At 60.4% G+C, this 16,820-nt stretch carries 11 protein-coding genes; 5 read left to right on the top strand and 6 right to left on the bottom strand.

Annotation, left to right across the window (positions count from 1 at the left end; all coding sequences use genetic code 11):
• Positions 1-387: 387 nt before the first annotated feature.
• Positions 388-894: a hypothetical protein gene (locus AB5Y85_RS17325; RefSeq protein WP_201937154.1), complete on the top strand. Its 507-nt coding sequence runs from the start codon at positions 388-390 to the stop codon at positions 892-894.
• A 42-nt stretch (positions 895-936) separates the two neighbouring features.
• Here AB5Y85_RS17325 and AB5Y85_RS17320 read toward each other — a convergent pair whose 3' ends face one another.
• The 5 genes from AB5Y85_RS17320 to AB5Y85_RS17300 all read right to left on the bottom strand — a co-directional run bounded on the left by AB5Y85_RS17320 (position 937) and on the right by AB5Y85_RS17300 (position 8,677).
• Entirely contained in the window at positions 937-2,640 is a 1,704-nt protein-coding gene (locus AB5Y85_RS17320) for a DUF927 domain-containing protein (RefSeq protein WP_368221865.1), read from the bottom strand.
• 80 nt (positions 2,641-2,720) lie between these two features.
• Positions 2,721-3,614: a toprim domain-containing protein gene (locus AB5Y85_RS17315; protein ID WP_234879093.1), complete on the bottom strand. Its 894-nt coding sequence runs from the start codon at positions 3,612-3,614 to the stop codon at positions 2,721-2,723.
• 2 nt (positions 3,615-3,616) lie between these two features.
• The gene (locus AB5Y85_RS17310) at positions 3,617-3,901 is read right to left on the bottom strand and encodes an AlpA family transcriptional regulator (protein ID WP_288728658.1); all 285 of its coding nucleotides are present in this window, start codon (positions 3,899-3,901) and stop codon (positions 3,617-3,619) included.
• Positions 3,902-4,369: 468 nt separating this feature from the next.
• Positions 4,370-7,504, bottom strand: a complete 3,135-nt coding sequence (locus tag AB5Y85_RS17305; RefSeq protein ID WP_368221861.1) for a multidrug efflux RND transporter permease subunit — start codon at positions 7,502-7,504, stop codon at positions 4,370-4,372.
• 15 nt (positions 7,505-7,519) lie between these two features.
• Positions 7,520-8,677, bottom strand: coding sequence for an efflux RND transporter periplasmic adaptor subunit (locus AB5Y85_RS17300; protein WP_368221860.1), 1,158 nt, complete (start codon positions 8,675-8,677; stop codon positions 7,520-7,522).
• A 157-nt stretch (positions 8,678-8,834) separates the two neighbouring features.
• Here AB5Y85_RS17300 and AB5Y85_RS17295 point away from each other — a divergent pair, with 157 nt between their 5' ends.
• From AB5Y85_RS17295 to AB5Y85_RS17285, 3 genes are all read left to right on the top strand, one after another.
• Positions 8,835-9,563: a response regulator gene (locus AB5Y85_RS17295; protein ID WP_139464099.1), complete on the top strand. Its 729-nt coding sequence runs from the start codon at positions 8,835-8,837 to the stop codon at positions 9,561-9,563.
• Positions 9,560-10,645, top strand: coding sequence for an ATP-binding protein (locus AB5Y85_RS17290; RefSeq protein WP_257686652.1), 1,086 nt, complete (start codon positions 9,560-9,562; stop codon positions 10,643-10,645). Before AB5Y85_RS17295 ends, AB5Y85_RS17290 begins: the two co-directional genes overlap by 4 nt.
• 434 nt (positions 10,646-11,079) lie before the next feature.
• Positions 11,080-14,955 carry a DEAD/DEAH box helicase gene (locus AB5Y85_RS17285; protein ID WP_257686651.1) on the top strand — a complete coding sequence of 1,292 codons (3,876 nt, stop codon included), beginning with the start codon at positions 11,080-11,082 and terminating at the stop codon, positions 14,953-14,955.
• Positions 14,956-15,109: 154 nt separating this feature from the next.
• Here the strand turns inward: AB5Y85_RS17285 and AB5Y85_RS17280 are convergent, their stop codons facing one another.
• Positions 15,110-16,003 (bottom strand): DNA replication terminus site-binding protein, encoded by an 894-nt coding sequence (locus AB5Y85_RS17280; protein WP_201950213.1) that lies wholly within the window; start codon positions 16,001-16,003, stop codon positions 15,110-15,112.
• 523 nt (positions 16,004-16,526) lie between these two features.
• Here AB5Y85_RS17280 and AB5Y85_RS17275 point away from each other — a divergent pair.
• On the top strand, positions 16,527-16,736 hold the full coding sequence (locus AB5Y85_RS17275) for a DUF1127 domain-containing protein (protein ID WP_005337823.1): 210 nt from the start codon (positions 16,527-16,529) through the stop codon (positions 16,734-16,736).
• Positions 16,737-16,820: the final 84 nt, after the last annotated feature.

The following is a 16,820-nucleotide window of genomic DNA, read 5'->3' as shown; positions in this document are numbered from 1 at the left end:
GATCCACCCCCACCACCTCGTCGGTACCGGTTTTTCTCCCTTGTGCAACCGACAGCCACACTCACCCTTGACTCATCCTTTGCGGGTGAGTGTGCTGTTATGACCGCTGCTAGGTATTGTAACCAATTGAAATTGCTAGAATGTTCGTTTCCTATAATAGGAAACGAACCCCATCTTTGGCATGACCCAGGGGAGGGGAAGTGCGTTCGAGCTCCCGTCGAGCAGGGCCGCATCAATCGACCTGTGGCCCAATATCTTTCATGAACTTATGAAGTTACACCCAACTTGATGGGAATAAATATCAATTGCATTTGGTGGCCATTTGTCCCCCTAAAGGGGGACTTAAATCTTGGGGCGGCAATAGTGCCAAAACCAAAGGACACCATCATGAAAGTGAATCTCGATCTCATAGAGCGACTCTTTGGCAAGTCTGGCCGGTCGATCCAGCGGATGCTGGATAACGGTCAGCTGACCAAGGAGGAGTTGTTGGACTTCAGCCTGTTTGTCGCGTCACTGACGGTGGCAACAGGGGGCATTCTGGGCAAGCCGTTGATGGATAGCATCAAGTGGGGATTGAGTGAGCGCATCATCTCCGGTCTGAACCCGTCTCTCCTTGGGCTCCATGTTGGCCACACCAAGTGGGAAGAGAAGGTGAGCGCCAGTGCTAAGCGAAAGGCTCGCCGCGTCTCGCTCAACGGCGACGAAGTACTGGAGTTGGCCTACCTGATGGCTATCGCGGATGAACATTTCTTTGAGCAACTGCGAGGCCGTGTCGAGACCGACCTACGCGAGAGGGTATGGTCACAGGAAGAGTTGGTTGCCCAGTTGACTCACAAGCGGCAGCACTGGCTTGATGAGGACTGCACCGACGAACCACAATCCCCCCTGCATTAATAGCAAACAAGAAAAGGGGCCGCGTCCTGCGGCCCCTGTTGTTTACTCTCCTCCTTGTTCCGACAACAGCCTGTCGTGGGCGTCCGCGATCTTGTCTAACGACAATTGGTACACCCTGGATTGGCTGTGGCGTGGCAGGTCGCGGCCGGTGCCATGCGTGAGAATGCCGTGTTTACGCAACACCTTATGGACGTAGTTGGCGTTAAAATCGGCGAAGGTCTTTTTAAAACCATACACGTAGAGGTGCAGGTCGGGCCCGAGCTTGTAGCCGTAAGTCTCCCCCAGCTTCGTTACATTCGGCCCATCGGCAAGGTACTGCCCGTGGCGCCCTTCGAGTAGGTCGACCAACTGCTCGATAATGTTTGCTTCTTCAAGGGAGCCGCTTGTACCACGCCTTGCGAGCCACTTGCGGAATAGTTGCTCGACAACAGCTGCTACACTACCCGCAGGCCAACCTGTGATCCCGAAGCGGTTGGCCAACTCACCTGAAGCTGATATCAATCCGAATGCATCGGCTACCCTTTGCACTTGGCCATCACACTCTTTGGCTCCAAGCCGTCGCATCATGTCAGCGCGATGTTCGTCAACGAATGCCTGAGCACCATTGATGTCCAAGGTCAGCTCTTCAACAAAAGATCGGAAGGCAATGCCATGATACTGGGCAGTCCGTTCTGCGAGGGCCTTGGAAAGGGAGGCACCATTCGGGTAGCCATGCAACTCTTCGAAGATGCCATGCCGGTCTGTATCGGCCTCAATATTGATCATGCGGACATCATGGCCAGCTTTGTGACGCTTACCGACCGAGGCAAGGCTGTGCTCCAAGTCAACTTCCCCGTTGCTGAGGAAGGTTGTTCGCCATTGCAGTTTGGCACGGCGCGACAGATCTGCATTGGCACGAGCTCGTCCTTCGCCGTTGGCCAGCATGTAGATGGTGTCGCCTAGAACATGAGGGTCAGCCTGCCCGATTTCGTCCAGAAAGAGGGTACTGTCGTTGAACAAGCCCGCAGTGGTTTCCAATCCCACCTTGGTGGCATTCCACGTCTGGATCTTGTTGGCAGGCTTGCCGAGCACACTAGCTGCAACCAACATGGCGGTGCTCTTGCCAATTGAGGATGGCCCCACCAGATGGACGCCAAAGCTGCTCTGATTGGTCAAGCGCAGCAAGGGGCCAACGAAAGCAAGCGAGGTACTTAATAGCAAGCGGCTGTTGCCAAGGCACAGCGCTGCAACGTCATCACGCCACTCGTCCAAGGTGCCTGCCACGTCGGATTGGGTTGGGTTATTCCCGGTATAGGTGTACTCATTGTCGTTGGTAGATCCCACCGGTCCATCTCCCAACATGAAGATGTGGGTATCCGGGATCCAGCCTAGTCGATCAACCCGAATGAACGTCTTGTAGGGGTTCTTCGAGTTGAGATAGTCAATCAGCTGTCTCTTCATTCCCAAGTTGAAGCGATAGCCCCCGTCCATCAGCTTCATCAATGCTTCACGCCCCTCAGCCAGCAGGTGAACGTGTGGAATGAACGCCTCCTGCGGTCGACCATCAGGGCTATACCAGCGTACTTGCAAGCCCCAGCCTAGACCCGCAGTGTCGCGCCCGCAGGCTGTTACCCAGAGTGGAGCACCGATCCTGCTCCAAACATCGTCTTGACCTTTGTCAGTGGTGACACAGTAGAGTCCATCTTGAAACTCAATGGGACCTAACTGGAAGGGCTCGGCCTTCAGCTCATAACGCTTTGTATTCATGAGATATTCCTTTATATAAAGTTGGTTGAACGATCCGGTCTCGTTGGGGTTTGTGACACAGTGACGCCGTGACACCGGATTTAATGGGCTGGAGGAGCGGCCTCAACACACGCGAGCAGTGCGGCTTTGCCGTTAAGGCAGAAGAGGTCATTGAAGTCGGTTATGCCGGGGATGGTCGGTGGCACAATCAAGCGGCCGTGCAGTTGATAAGCTGCTGCACGCGCTTTGGTTAGTCCGGGGTTGCCTGTAGTGGCATGATCGTTGTCTGCACACACCCACAGCTTGCTGCTGCTATAAAGCGTGCGAATGATATGGCCGACCTCGAGCAGGTTACCGGCAGAAAATGCAATGGCGACCGGCAGGCCGAGGTTCTCAAACAGCGTGGCCCCGGTTGAATAGCCTTCGCAAAGCAATACGGGGGCGCCGGACTTGGGTGAAGGGCCAAGGAGTAAGAACCCGCCCTTGAGTGACAACCCCCGATGGAAGCGCTTATTCCCGCTTTCATCGATGTCTTGCAAGCTCAACAACTGGGAGCGTGCATTGAAGACCGGTACTATCAACCGGTTACCAAACTGACGAGCACCGACCCCTGAGATTTGTTTGCGTGCAAGGTAAGCGTGTTGGTATGGGGGCTCGGCTGCCCCCCAGATCTCTTTGGCTTCCTTGAGTGCCTTTGCTTGGGTCTCGGCAAGCCGATGTGCCTCAGCTGCTTTTGCTTGCTGAGTGAGTTGGGCACGGATATAGCTTGGTATTGCGGGTCCGATTGGCCGCCATACGCACTTTATTCCCAACTTCCACGAGCCAAAGACGGCGTGATTACCCAACTCGTCGGTGATCAACCAACCATTGCTTGTACCAGGGCGGTCCCCTTGAATATGAAAGCGGAGAACCTGACCAGGAGTAGGGTTCAATGCGCGTGATGGCTTCACGCCCATGTCAGTCATTGAGTCTTCCAAGGAGAGGGCGGTGGTCATGGTTACATCCCCCCGACCAACTTCTGCATCAAGTCCTCGATATCACAGCTGCGCCAAGCGACGCGGCGACGACCGAGCTTGTAATTTTGCGGGTAGAGACCCTGCTTCATTCCGTCATACCAAGTCGTCTTGCTGACAGGGATTAAAGCCAGCACTTCGTAAAGAGAAAGGAAATGGTAGGAGCAGGTAGTTGATGAGCGCAGTTTGGCCTTAATTGTTGCTGGGGCAGAGGCGCAAGGGCGCTTGGTACCTTTGGGGTAAGTCTGAGGAGTGGCGTTTTGATTCATACTGAGCTCCTTGCGTAGCAGTTGGTCAGCGTACGGTGTTGTCCCTGTCCGTACAGTGAGCGCAGTGAATCACTAATTTAAAAACTCCACATCAAATTTTTTTTCTAAGGTTATGTTTTTCATAACGTTTTTGTTATGTTTTTCATAACATTTCGGCGTTTTTTGTTATGTTTTTCATAACGTTTTTGGGTGTTTTTTAGACTTTGTTTTCATAATGATGTTGCTTTTTAGTTCATTTGGTTTGCTTGTCGCGGGGGGAATACGATGATTTGGGTGGAGGGATATAGGTACAGTGATTGGTACATTGCGACTTTGTATTGATTCAAAATGCTTTAAAATTCAACTTCCTAAAGTGATGATTGCACTGGCTGTCTCTCCGCCACATGCCAAGCCCAACCTGTTTAGCAGGTTGGGCTTTTTCTTTTGGTGAGGTGTTGAGGGACTATCCGGCCGCCTGTGTATCTGTGGTCATCGATCCGGATGAATGCTGTTGGCTGCTCGTCGTGCCCGCCAGGCCTGAATGCGCGCCTGGGTGCCGATGACGAAGACGAAGAAGATCGGTACGAAGAAGATGGCCAGCAGGGTGCCGCTGATCATGCCGCCAAACACGCCGGTGCCGATGGCGTGCTGGGTCTCCGCGCTGGCGCCACTGGCGAGCATCAAGGGCACCACCCCGAGGGTGAAGGCCAGCGAGGTCATCAGAATGGGGCGCAGGCGCAGGCGGGCAGCAGTGACAGCCGCATCAAGCAGCGAGCGCCCTTCACTGTGCAACTGGCGCGCAAACTCCACGATGAGGATGGCGTTCTTGGCCGACAGACCGATGATGGTGATCATGCCTACTTTAAAGAAGACGTCGTTGGGCATGCCGCGCAGCATCACGGCCGCGACGGCACCGAGCAGGCCCAGCGGCACCACCAGCATCACCGAGAGCGGGATCGACCAGCTCTCGTAGAGTGCCGCCAGCACCAGGAAGACCACCAGCGCGGACAACAGCATCAGCAGGGGGGCCTGCTCGGCCGATTGGCGCTCTTGCAACGACTGTCCCGTCCAGGCCAATGTGAAGCCTGGCGGCAATTGCGCCACCAGACGCTCCATCTCCGCCATCGCCGCTCCGCTGGAGATGCCGGGCGCGGCCCCCCCGGCAATACGCACGGCAGGGAAGCCATCGAAGCGCATCATCTGTTGCGGCGATTCGCGCCATTCCGGTGTCACCACCTCCCGCAGGGGGACCATGCCACCGCTGGCATTGCGCACCCGCAGGCCGAGCACATCATCGAGCTGCATGCGCGCCGACGCGTCGGCCTGCAGAATGACCTGCTGCATGTGCCCGCCATTGGGGAAGTCGTTGACGTAGAGTGACCCCATTGCGGCAGACAGGGTACTGCTTACGCTGGCGAACGAGAGTCCCATGGCTTCGGCCTTCTGTCGATTGATCTCGAGGTGAATGCTCTCGCCGGGAGGCAGATTGTCGGGATACACATCACTGACTACCTGGCTGTTGGCGGCCAGTTCCAGCAGCTGTGCCTGAGCGGCCAGCAGCGCGGCATCTCCCCGGTTGGCTCTGTCTTGCAGGAACAGGGTGAAGCCGGAGGCGGTGCCCAGCTCGTCGATGGCGGGCGGCAGCAGGCTCATTACCGTGCCTTCAGGAATATTTGCCATAGCCGCTTGTGCCCGATCTGCCTCTTCGGCTGCCGTGGCACCATGACGCTGATCCCAATCTTTTAGCATGGTGAAGGCCATGGCGGCATTGGGGCCTGCGCCGGAGAAGCTGAAGCCCTGCACCACCAGGTTGGTGTCCAGCGCCTCGCGAGAGGCGACGTGAGCCTCGAAGGCCTTGACCACCTCAAGAGTACGCTCGCTGGTGGCGCCGGTCGGCAGCTGGATGGAGGTCATGAAGTAGCCCTGATCCTCGTCCGGCAGGAAAGAGGAGGGCAGCTGGGCGGCGCCGATGGCCAGCACGGCGCAGAGGGCGGCAAAGGTTGCCATCATCCGTCCGCTGCGCCCGACCAGCCGGGTTACCCGCGCACCGTAGCCTGCTGTGAACCGCTCGAAACCCCGGTTGAAGGCACCGAAGAAGCCGCGCTTCTCATGATGATCCGGACTGACCGGACGCAGCAGGGTGGCGCAGAGCGCAGGCGTCAGGGTCAGGGCGAGGAAGGCCGAAATCAGGATCGACACCGCCATTGACAGGGTGAACTGCTGGTAGATGACCCCCACCGAGCCGCTGCCAAACGCCATGGGAAGGAACACCGCCGTGAGCACCAGGGTGATGCCGATCACCGCCCCGGTGATCTCTTTCATGGCTTGCGAGGTCGCCTCACGGGGCGACAGCCCCCGGGTGGCCATCAGGCGCTCGACGTTCTCCACCACCACGATGGCGTCGTCGACTATGATGCCGATGGCCAGCACCATGCCGAACATGGTGAGGGAGTTGATCGAAAAACCGGCCAACAGCATCACTGCGAAGGTGCCAAGCAGAGCGATGGGGGCGACGATGGCCGGGATCAGGGTGTAGCGCAGGTTCTGCAGGAAGAGAAACATCACCAGAAACACCAGCACCATGGCTTCCAGCAGGGTGTGGATCACCTTTTCGATGGAGACCTTGACGAAGGGAGCCGAGTCAAACGGGATCGAATAGGCCATGCCCGCAGGCAGGGTGGGGGCGAGCTGGGCGAGACGGGTGCGCACCGCATCGGCGGTACGCACGGCGTTGGCGCCGGGGGAGAGCTGGATGGCGGCGCTGGTGGCGGCCACCCCGTTCTCCCGGTTGGAGAAGGCGTAGGATTGTGCCCCCAGCTCGACCCGGGCGACATCACCCAGCACCAGCTTGGCGCCATCACCACCGGCTCGCAGCACGATGGCGGCGAATGCCTCGGGGGTCGTCAGTTGGCCTTGAACCGTGAGGGGAACCGTCAGGCTCTGCCCCGGCAGGGCGGGTTCGTCACCGAGGCGCCCTGGGGCAATCTGGATATTCTGCTGCTCGATGGCCTGTGCCACCTCGCTGATAGTCAGCCCGTAGGCGGCGAGTTTGGCCGGATCTACCCAGATGCGCATGGCCTGCTCGGCGCCGAACAGTTGCACTCGTCCTACCCCGTCGATGCGGCGCAACTCCTGCACAATATTGCGTGCCATGTAGTCGTTGAGGGCAACCTCATCAAAGCGGCCATCCGGTGCGGTCATGCCGACCATCATCAGAAAGCCGGAGGAGGCGGACTCCACCTGCAGGCCGGTTTGCCGCACCGCTTGTGGCAAGCGAGGTTCGACCGCCTTGATGCGGTTTTGCAGGTCCATCTGGGCCAGCTCCGGATCGGTGCCCGGCTTGAAGGTGGCAGTGATCTGCGCGCTGCCCGAGGCGTCCACAGAGGACTCGAAGTAGAGCAGGTTCTTCACTCCCGACAGCTCGCGCTCGATAAGGCTCACCACCGCATCGTTCAGGGTCTGCGGTGTGGCGCCCGGATAGGTGGCATAGAGGGTCACCGACACCGGCGCCACCGAGGGATAGCGGGAGATGGGGAGCTTGGGGATGGCGATGACCCCTGCCAGCACGATGAACAGGGCGATCACCCAGGCAAACACCGGGCGATGGATAAAAAACTGCGGCATGGATAACTCTCCGATTCAGCGAATGCCGCTGTCAGCCGGTTGGCTGACGACGGGTGGTTGCCAGGGGGAGGCAATGACCTGAACCCCCGGGGTCAGACGGTCGATCCCTTCGATCACCACCTGTTGCCCGGCACTGAGCCCGGACGCGATGCGGTACTGGTTATTCACCAGTTCAGCGGTATTGACCGGAACCAGCTGTGCCTGCCCCTGGCCATCCACCACCCACACGCTGGCTTGACCCGAGGTGCGAACTACCGCCTGCTGGGGCACGGTCAGGGCGTTGGCATAGCGGGCCCGAGGGATGCGCGCCTGCACATAGAGGCCGGGCAACAGGCGCCGCTCAGGGTTATCCACCAGCACCCGCAGCAGCACGTCGCCGGTTCCGGCATCGACCTCGATACCGGAGAAGAGGATGTGCCCCTGCATCCCCTGCGGCGTGCCATTGCTGCCGAGGATCTCCACCGCCAGTTCCGGTGCCGTTGAGCCAGCCTGTTGGCGCAGGGATTCCAGCACCGAGGCCGGTTGGCGCACATCGACGTAGACCTGATCAATCTGCTGGATCCGGGCCATGGGGGTGGCATCGGTGGGCGACACCAGGGCCCCTTCACTCACCAGCGCCTGATCGATGCGCCCGGCGATGGGGGCCTCCACGCTGGCAAATTGCAGGTTCAGCTGGTGCCGGGCCAGGGTCGCCCTGGCCTGGGCTACATCGGCAGCCGCCTGATCCCGCTGGGAGATCGCATCGTCATAGGTCTGGCGGCTGATGGCGTCGGTGCGCAGCAGCGGCTTCAGGCGCTCAATCTGGATGCGGGCGCGGGCCAGCACGGCCTCGGCCCGTTGCAATACTGCGGCAGCGCTGTCGACATCGGCCTTGAAGGGGGCCGGGTTTATCTGGAACAGCACGGTGCCTGCGCTGATCTCGGCGCCCTGCTCGAACAGGCGGCGCTGCACGATGCCGCTGATCTGGGCGCGAATGTCGGCGCTGCGCAGTGCCGCCACCCGGGCGGGGAGATCCTCGCTGATGACCAGCTCCCGACCAGTCAATGTCAGCACCGACACCTGAGGAGGGGCGGGTGCCTCCTGCTCTTGCGGCGCGACATCGCAACCCGCCAACCCGAATGCGGCAATGACGGCGAGCAGGGCGCCCGCATACCGCTGTTTGACAAACATCATCCACTCACCTCGTTAAACCGTCTCTCCGGTGTGATGTGACCGAAGAGTGTATCGAGCGGCCATTATGGCGAGGGGCTATTGCGAATGATTCGAGGCTTTGTGGAGAATCCATGGAGGCGATGATAAAGTTCAACGCCACCTTTTTTCGAGTCCGACTATGTCCCATCTCAATGCTTCCGCCAGCCCGGCGGGCCAGTCACTGGTACTGATTGCAGAGGATGAAGCCGAGATCGCCGACATCCTCGCCGCTTACCTGCAACGTCATGGCTTGCGCTCCCTGCACGCCGCCGATGGCCGTGAAGCGCTGGCCATGCATCAGGCATTCAAACCCGATCTCCTGCTGCTGGATGTGCAGATGCCGCAACTGGATGGCTGGCAGGTGCTCAGCGAGATCCGGGCGCGCGGCGATACGCCGGTGATCATGCTGACCGCCCTCGATCAGGATCTCGACAAGCTGATGGGGCTGCGCATGGGGGCGGATGACTATGTGGTCAAACCCTTCAATCCGGCCGAAGTGGTGGCGCGAGTGCAGGCCGTGCTCAGGCGCACCCGGGCCGTAAAGCCTGCCACGGCGAACGTGTTGCGGGTCGGCCAGTTTCAGATCGATCTGGAGAGCCACGAGGCCAGCATTTTCCGCGATGACCAGCAGCAGGTGCTGGAGCTGACCCTGACCGAGTTCAAGTTGCTCGCCTCTTTGATGCGGGCGCCGAAACGGGCGTTCAGCCGCGCCGAACTGCTGACTCACTGCTTGCCGGAGGGGGATACCCAGGAGCGTACGGTGGATAGCCACATCAGCAAGTTGCGCAAAAAACTGGAGACACACGGCATTCAGGGGGTCCCCGCCAGTGTCTGGGGGGTTGGCTATCGCTTCGGGGGCGATGCATGAAATCGGCGCCCGGCCTTCGCAGGCAGATCATCCGTTCTCTGGGCTTGATGACGCTTGGTATCATCTCCCTCGCGGTGATCGGCACCTATGTGTTTTATGGCATCGCCGTGGCGTTTGTGCCGGGCAGCATCTCCGAGACCTGGGTGCCCTCCAGAGTCGAGATGTTATGGATCGGTTCCACCATTCTCATTGCATTGGGGATGGCGCTGTACGTGGCGGTGCGCCTCTCTCGCCGCATCCTGACTCCCCTCAACTCGGTGGCAACCAGCCTGCGCGAGGTGGCCGAGGGCAAACTCGATGCCCGCGTGCCGGAGGATGAGCAGGCGATCGGGGAGACGGCGCAACTGGTGCGCGACTTCAATACTATGGCCGAGCGGCTGCAGAGCATGACCCGCGAGCGGGAGTTCTGGAATGCCGCCATCGCCCACGAATTGCGCACTCCCGTCACCATTTTGCGCGGCCGCTTGCAGGGGCTGGCCGAAGGGGTATTTCCTCCCAGCAGCGAACTCTTCGAGGGATTACTGCGCCAAGTGGAGGGGCTCAATCACCTGATCGAGGATTTGCGGGTATTGAGCCTCAACGACAGCGGTCATCTGGAGTTGCAGCGGGCCGAGGTCAGGCTGGCCGACGAGCTTGCCGTGGTGCTTGAGGCGTTTGCCAGCCCTCTGGCGGCGAGCGGATTTGTGTTGCAGCGGGAGCTCGATAGCGAACTTCATGTCTGCTGCGATCTGTTTCGTATCCGACAGGCTCTGATGGCGCTGTTGGAAAATGCCCAGAAGCACGCGCTGCCTGGCCTGCTGACCGTGCGGCTGCATCGCTCGGAGAGTGTGTGCGTCCTGAGTGTGGAAGATGAGGGGCCAGGCATCAGCGAGGAGGTCGCCGCCTGTATCTTTGATGCGTTTCGTCGGGGAGATCCGTCACGCTCGCGCAAGAGCGGCGGCAGCGGACTCGGACTCGCCGTGGTCAAGGCGATTGCCGAGGCCCACGGTGGCAGCGCGGTTTGCCAAGCTACCGGGCAGGGAGGGAGCCGATTCGTGCTCTCCTGGCCCATCTCGGCCATGTCCGGTTGCCCTGAAATCTAGCCTAGGGGTGGCAGGTTCTGATGAAGCTATACAGCTGACAGCTGCCCGCACAGGGGCGTTCGACAAGCGACCGTTATAGGGTTTTCTACCGCTTGTGCCGGGTGAGCAGGAGTGGTTGGGACATGGCTCATTTGGCGCGAAATCATGGTTTTTTGCCGCTAAAAATTGAAACCGTTTTCAGAAATCCTTTTCAACTGTGATCCGCTTCAAAGCTTTTTCGGGCGCCAACCTCTAGCATTGGCTCCACGAATTAGGGGCTAGCGCTCCCGATTTTCCCGCTGTGGGAGGTAACCGGATGTTCCGGCTATTTCCTTCGTTACTTTCGACGGTCATCATGGATGGCCGTTTTTTTTTTGAGTTATTTCACGGTAAAGGGTCGAGCCGCTGGCGCTTTACCGTTAAAATTCCGCTTTTGCACTTGCCCGTGAGTCTTGATGTCTGCGTCCACCCTCTCTTCGGATAGTTATGCCCTGCTCGCAACCCTGCAATTGCAGCGCGTTGCCAGTACCCGTTTGCTGCAAGAACAACTGGCGATAGGCCATGCCCTGATCGATAAACTGACCCGACTGCAGGATGTGGGGCTGGTCAGATTGCGCGGGGAGCAGCAGTGGAGCCTGACCGCCGAGGGGACGCTGGCGCTGATCCTGGGGGTGCGTGCCGGTCTCTGCCCGGCGCCGGACTGGAGCCGGGTGCCCTCATTGACCGGGCAGGATCTTACCCATGCGGTGGTGCGCGAGCTCTGCCGCGGCAAAGCGGGGGAGATCCCCACCTATTTCTCGGCCAGCGATCTGCTGACCCTGCTTGATACCCCGGACGCTCACCAGTTGCTGGCGGGCTCCAGCCCCGCCTGGCAGCAAATGTTGCTGGAGCACTTCTCGCTGCAACTCTTGCTCGATGCCCCCTATGAAGAGCGCTGGCCGCTGGCCAATGCGCTGGTGCGCTGCGCCCCCGAGGTGCAGGCCCGGGCCAAAGCGTTTGAGGCGGAGTGGCGCTGGCTCTGCGGGGATGGCGAGAGCACATCGCTAACCGGCGAGGACCAGGATGCCGCCCCCGGCTGGCCGGCCCTGCAGGCGCTGGCCCAGCAGAGCCAGAGCGGCCCGCTTGGCGAGCGACTGCTCACCGCGCTGGGCCAGTGGCAGGCAACCGATGAGGGTGAGGCGGGCCAGTGGCCCCGTTCGTTCAGCGCCCTGCTCTGGCTTGGCTGGTTACAGCAGGCCGATCCCGTCATCGCCAGCGAACAGCGCAAGAAGTGGCAGCGCAGTCTGACTGGCCAGTTCCCCCTGCTTGCCGACTTGCTCAGCCAGTGGGCGGGCGATCGCCACGGTCAGGCGGTCGGCCTGTTCGATACCCTGCAGCTGCCGGTGGAGGAGCTCCACTGGGGCTATCTCTGGCTCGATCTCTGCGCGCTGGCCCGTCACGGAGCCCAGAGCCCGCAGGTGGCCATGTTGCACAAGTGGGATCTCTCCCATCTGCTCGATGCCGAGCCCCATCATCGCCTGATGGCCTTTTGTCAGGATCTGCTGCGTATCTTGTTGGGCGAGGCGGCCAAAGGGGCGCCCCTGTGCCAACTGCGCGGCAGTGAGGAGAGTGCGCAAGAGGGCAGTGACGAGCAGGATGATGACGGGGATGAGGATAAAACCGCGGCCTCTGCCAGCTGGCTCAACTGGTTGCAGGGGCTGGGACGCGCCAGTGGCATGCGCAAGCCGCAAGAGCGGTTGGTGTGGCTGCTCCATGCCGACGGCCCCGAGCTGGAGTGCAAGATCCAGAAGCTGAGTACCAAGGGGGAGTGGACCGCCGGTCGCCGGGTCGATCCGGCCCTGCTCTCTACCCAGTATGCCGCCATGCTCGATGAGCACGACTGGGCACTGGTCCGCACCCTGCCACGGGTGATGGGACGGCTGCCGCGGGATGTCTGGGCGCCGCTGGCCGATCACCCCCGTTTGTTCAACGCCAAGGGGCAAAAGCTGCAACTGGCCATCAGCGCCCCCCTGCTGCAGGTGGTGGCCACCGAGCAGGGGATGAGCGCGCAGCTCTGCCCCGATGCGGCCGCCCGCGGGGCCCATATCATGCCGCTGGCGCAGGATCTGTGGCAGCTCATCCTCACCCCGCAGCCGCTGCTCGACCGCTTGCCAGCGCTCGAATCCATCCCGCTGCTGCCCGCCGAGGGGCTGGCCGAGCTGCAACGCACCCTGGACGCCATTCCCGAGTTGCCTTGGCACAGTCAGGTTGCGGGGCTTAGCGGCAACGCCGAACTGGCTCCCTGGCCGGGCATTCCTTCGGTGCAACTGGATTGGCAGGATGGTCAGCTGTCGGTCAAGCTGGTGACCCGCTTTGAGGATCTGCCGCCCCAGCCCCTTGGCAAGGGGGAGGCGATCGTGCGGCAGGGGATCAAGGCGTACCACTACTGGCAGCGGGATCTCGCGGCCGAGAAGCTGCAGGCCCAGTTGCTGCGCAATCAATTGCCCATCGGCCTGCCCGGCAGCGAGTGGCTGCTGCAGGGGGAACAGGCGCTGGCGCTGGTCAATGCCCTGCCCGAGCTGGTGGATGCCGGTGTGGTCATTCACTGGCATCAGGACAGCGCTCGCCTCAAGAGCCTTGATGAAGCAGCTCTGAGCCTGCGCATCGAGCGGCGGCAGGACTGGTTCCAGGTCGAAGGGGCACTGGCCCTCGATGAGCACCAGATCCTCGATCTGCGCCTTATTCTGCGCCAGATGACCCCGGGGCAGCGCACCGTTCAGCTCGACGAGAAGACCAGCCTGATGCTGAGCGACAAGCTGGTGGAACGGCTCACCATGCTGGGGGCCATGCTCGATGAAGAGCAGCGCATCAACAACAAGCTGGCCTATCCCCTGACTCGTCTGCTCTCGGTCATTACCACCGAAGGGGATGCAGCGTGGCAATCCCTTCAGCAGGAGTGGCAGCAGGAGGTCGATTGTCCGGACGAGCTGCTCACCTCCCTGCGGGACTATCAGAAAGAGGGGGTGCGCTGGATGGCGACCCTGGCCCATCACGGTTTTGGTGCCTGTCTGGCCGATGACATGGGTCTGGGCAAGACGCTGCAGGCGCTGATTGTGCTGCGGATGCGCCAACACCTTGGCCCTGCGCTGGTGGTGGTGCCCAAGTCAGTGGTCACCAACTGGCAGGAGGAGGTGGCCCGTTTCGCCCCCGAGCTGGATGTGGTGGTGTTCGAGAACCCGGCCGAGCGGGAGGGGATCATTCGCGAGGCCAAGGCCGGTCAGGTGATCCTCATCAACTACGGCATGCTTGGCAGCCTGGCGGAGGCGCTCAAGGCGCGCCGCTGGTCTTCCATGGTGCTCGATGAGGCGCAGCAGATCAAAAACGCCGGCACTCAGCGCGCCAAGCTGCTGTTCCAGCTCGACGGCGATTTTCGCCTCGCCCTCTCCGGCACCCCCATCGAGAACCATCTGGGGGAGCTGTGGAGCCTCTTCACTTTTATCAACCCGGGGCTGCTCGGCAGCCTTGGCGAGTTCAAGCGTCGCTTTGGCAAAGCGGTCAAGGATCCCCAGCACATGGCGCTGCTGCGGGCGGTGATCAGCCCCTTCATCCTGCGTCGTCTCAAGCAGCAGGTGTTGACCGAGCTGCCGGACAAGACCGAGATCATCCACCACATCAGCCTCTCCCCCGAAGAGCGTCAGCTCTACGAGGCGACCCGGCGGGAAGTGGTGCAGCAGGTGCAAAGCGCCGATGGCCGCGCCCTGATGCATGTGCTGAGTGGCCTGACCCGGCTTCGCCGCCTCTGCTGCTCGCCGGAGCTGGTGATGCCAGAGTGGTCGCAAACCAGCAGCAAGTTGGACGAGGCGATGGCCCTGCTGGAAGAGGCGATCGACGGCGGTCATCGGGTGCTGGTGTTCAGCCAGTTTGTCGATCTGCTGAGTCTGTTGCGGGCCCGCATCGAACAGAAATCCTGGGATTACTGCTATCTGGATGGGGGCTGCTCCGCCAAGTCCCGTCAGGACTCCATCCTGCGTTTTCGTCATGAGGAGGTGCCGCTGTTCCTCATCAGCCTCAAGGCAGGGGGGACCGGCCTCAACCTCACCCAGGCCGATACCGTGCTGCACCTCGATCCTTGGTGGAACCCGGCGGTGGAAGATCAGGCGAGCGATCGGGCCCACCGCATGGGCCAGACCCAGCCGGTGACCGTGTACCGGCTGGTGTGCGAGCAGACGGTGGAGGAGAAGATCGTCGCTCTGCACGACGAGAAGCGGGCGCTGGCCGATGGCCTGCTGAGCGGCCAGTCCGAGGTGCGCGGGCTGGATGTGGAGAGCCTGCGGGCCCTGCTGATGGGCTGATTGGCGACGCCGCCTGACATACCGTCTATCGATACAGAAAAGGGAGAACATCCAGAGATGTTCTCCCTTTTCTCGTTTGGGACGCAGATGCGGGATACTCGTTTATCGCGGCAAGGCGACGCAGTTATCCCTGAACCAACTATCCCTGATCCAATCACCCCTGATAGAGATAGAGGTGCAGCCGCTCGATGATGGGCTCGCCGCCAATCTTGCGATCCCGCCGCGCCTGCCGGCTCTTGGGGGGATAGTTGCCCAGATGAGTGACCGCGGGCGGGGTATCGGAGCAGAGCAGCAGAGGCAGGCTCGCCTTGATCTGCTGCTTGCGCGGGGTGCGCTCCAGCCAGAGCAGGTTGATCATCGGGTGGGTCTTGACCGGGCGGCGGATCCGCAGCTCGGCATCGGCAGGTAGGCGGCGAATGTCGTACACCTCCTGATCCACCATCTTGCTCCACTCCTCGTTGTTGGAGAGGGCCGGTATATAGCGGCGGCTGCGCTCCAGCATCTCAAGCACCTGCTCGCGACTTAGGCGATTGATGGTCTGCTTGTCGGCCCAGGTAAAGCCGAGGGATTGCAGCTCCCCCGCCAGCAGGGTCAGTTTGCGGTAGACCTGCAGAGTGATCACCCCGGGCAGGGCGGTATGTACCAGCTCGAACTTCTCGTCCCGTCCCCCCGCCTGCTGCACCAGCGCTTTGAAATCGAGTTTGTGCTGGTTGATTTGGTCGATCAGCGGTTGCAGCAAGGGGGCTGTGGCGGCAGGGAAGCGCAACCAGCCGGGCAGCCGATGAGTCGCCTTGGTGGAGCAGCCGGGGCGGGCGCTGTGGTCCCGATAGGCGGCGAGGGTGGCCGCCAGCGCGGCTTCACCGTTGAGATAGCCCACCTCAATTTGCTCGATCGGGTCGTGCTCTTCCCCCTGTGCAACCGGGGGGAGGGGATAGACATGAGCCTCCTGCAGCTCGAGCTGGCCAAGCAGATCGGCCAGCTGGTTGAGAGAGGCTTCAATGGCGGCCATCTGTTGGCGCAGGGCGGCGGTCGGGGTAAAGGTATCCATCGATGATCCTGTGGTTTCATCCGCCTCTGACGGCATAAACGATGGCGTCAGGGCAGGGGAGTAAACTACTGTATAAATAACCATACCAGTATGCCGGTTGCGCGCCAAGAGGGGCGTTTTCGGGTCCTCATCGAGGGAGCTGCGCGGGAGGAAAAGTAAGTTTGTTTTATGTTTCATTGTGTTAATTTAAGATCACCAATAGATCGAAGAATTAACAATCGAATGTAATGACGGGGTTGCCAGTCATGGCGCGTCCATTGGCGAGTGCATAGGCAATGCGGTAAATTGCATATGTAAGGTGGTGCCATGTAGCACAATATGCTGCGGGCCGTTGATGGTCGAATAGTGACTTAATTATTCTTTATAAATCAAAGTATTAAAATTATATCAGTCAGTTTTTTACTATTAGTTTTCCTAATGTAACGTATCAAAATTCGTCAATTGAGTCGGCCCTGCTCCCTGACTAAGCTTTGCGCATCAAATAAAGCCCAGTGCGTAAACAAATATTCAGAGGAGCCACATCATGGCCAACATGACTTATACCGAAACCGGTTACCAGCATTCCAGCCAATTGAATCTGGTTGCTCGCGTTAAAATGACCGTTCTGACCTGGCTGGAGCGCAGCCGCAGCCGTCGCCAGCTCTCCGAGCTGCCCGAGTACCTGCTCAAAGACATCGGCCTGAACGAAGCTGACCGTTATCAAGAGACCACCAAGCCGTTCTGGCGTGGTTGATCTGCCGGGCATGGATGCCTTGTTTATCTGCTGAGTCGTTTGCTGTTCTGCCCCTGTGGGGACCAGCCGCCAAGTCTGTCATTG

This window comes from Aeromonas sp. R3-1, assembly GCF_040908345.1.
Classification (GTDB): domain Bacteria; phylum Pseudomonadota; class Gammaproteobacteria; order Enterobacterales; family Aeromonadaceae; genus Aeromonas; species Aeromonas veronii.
The sequence above is the reverse complement of the archived record's forward strand: the minus strand, read 5'-3'. Positions and strand labels throughout refer to the sequence as shown.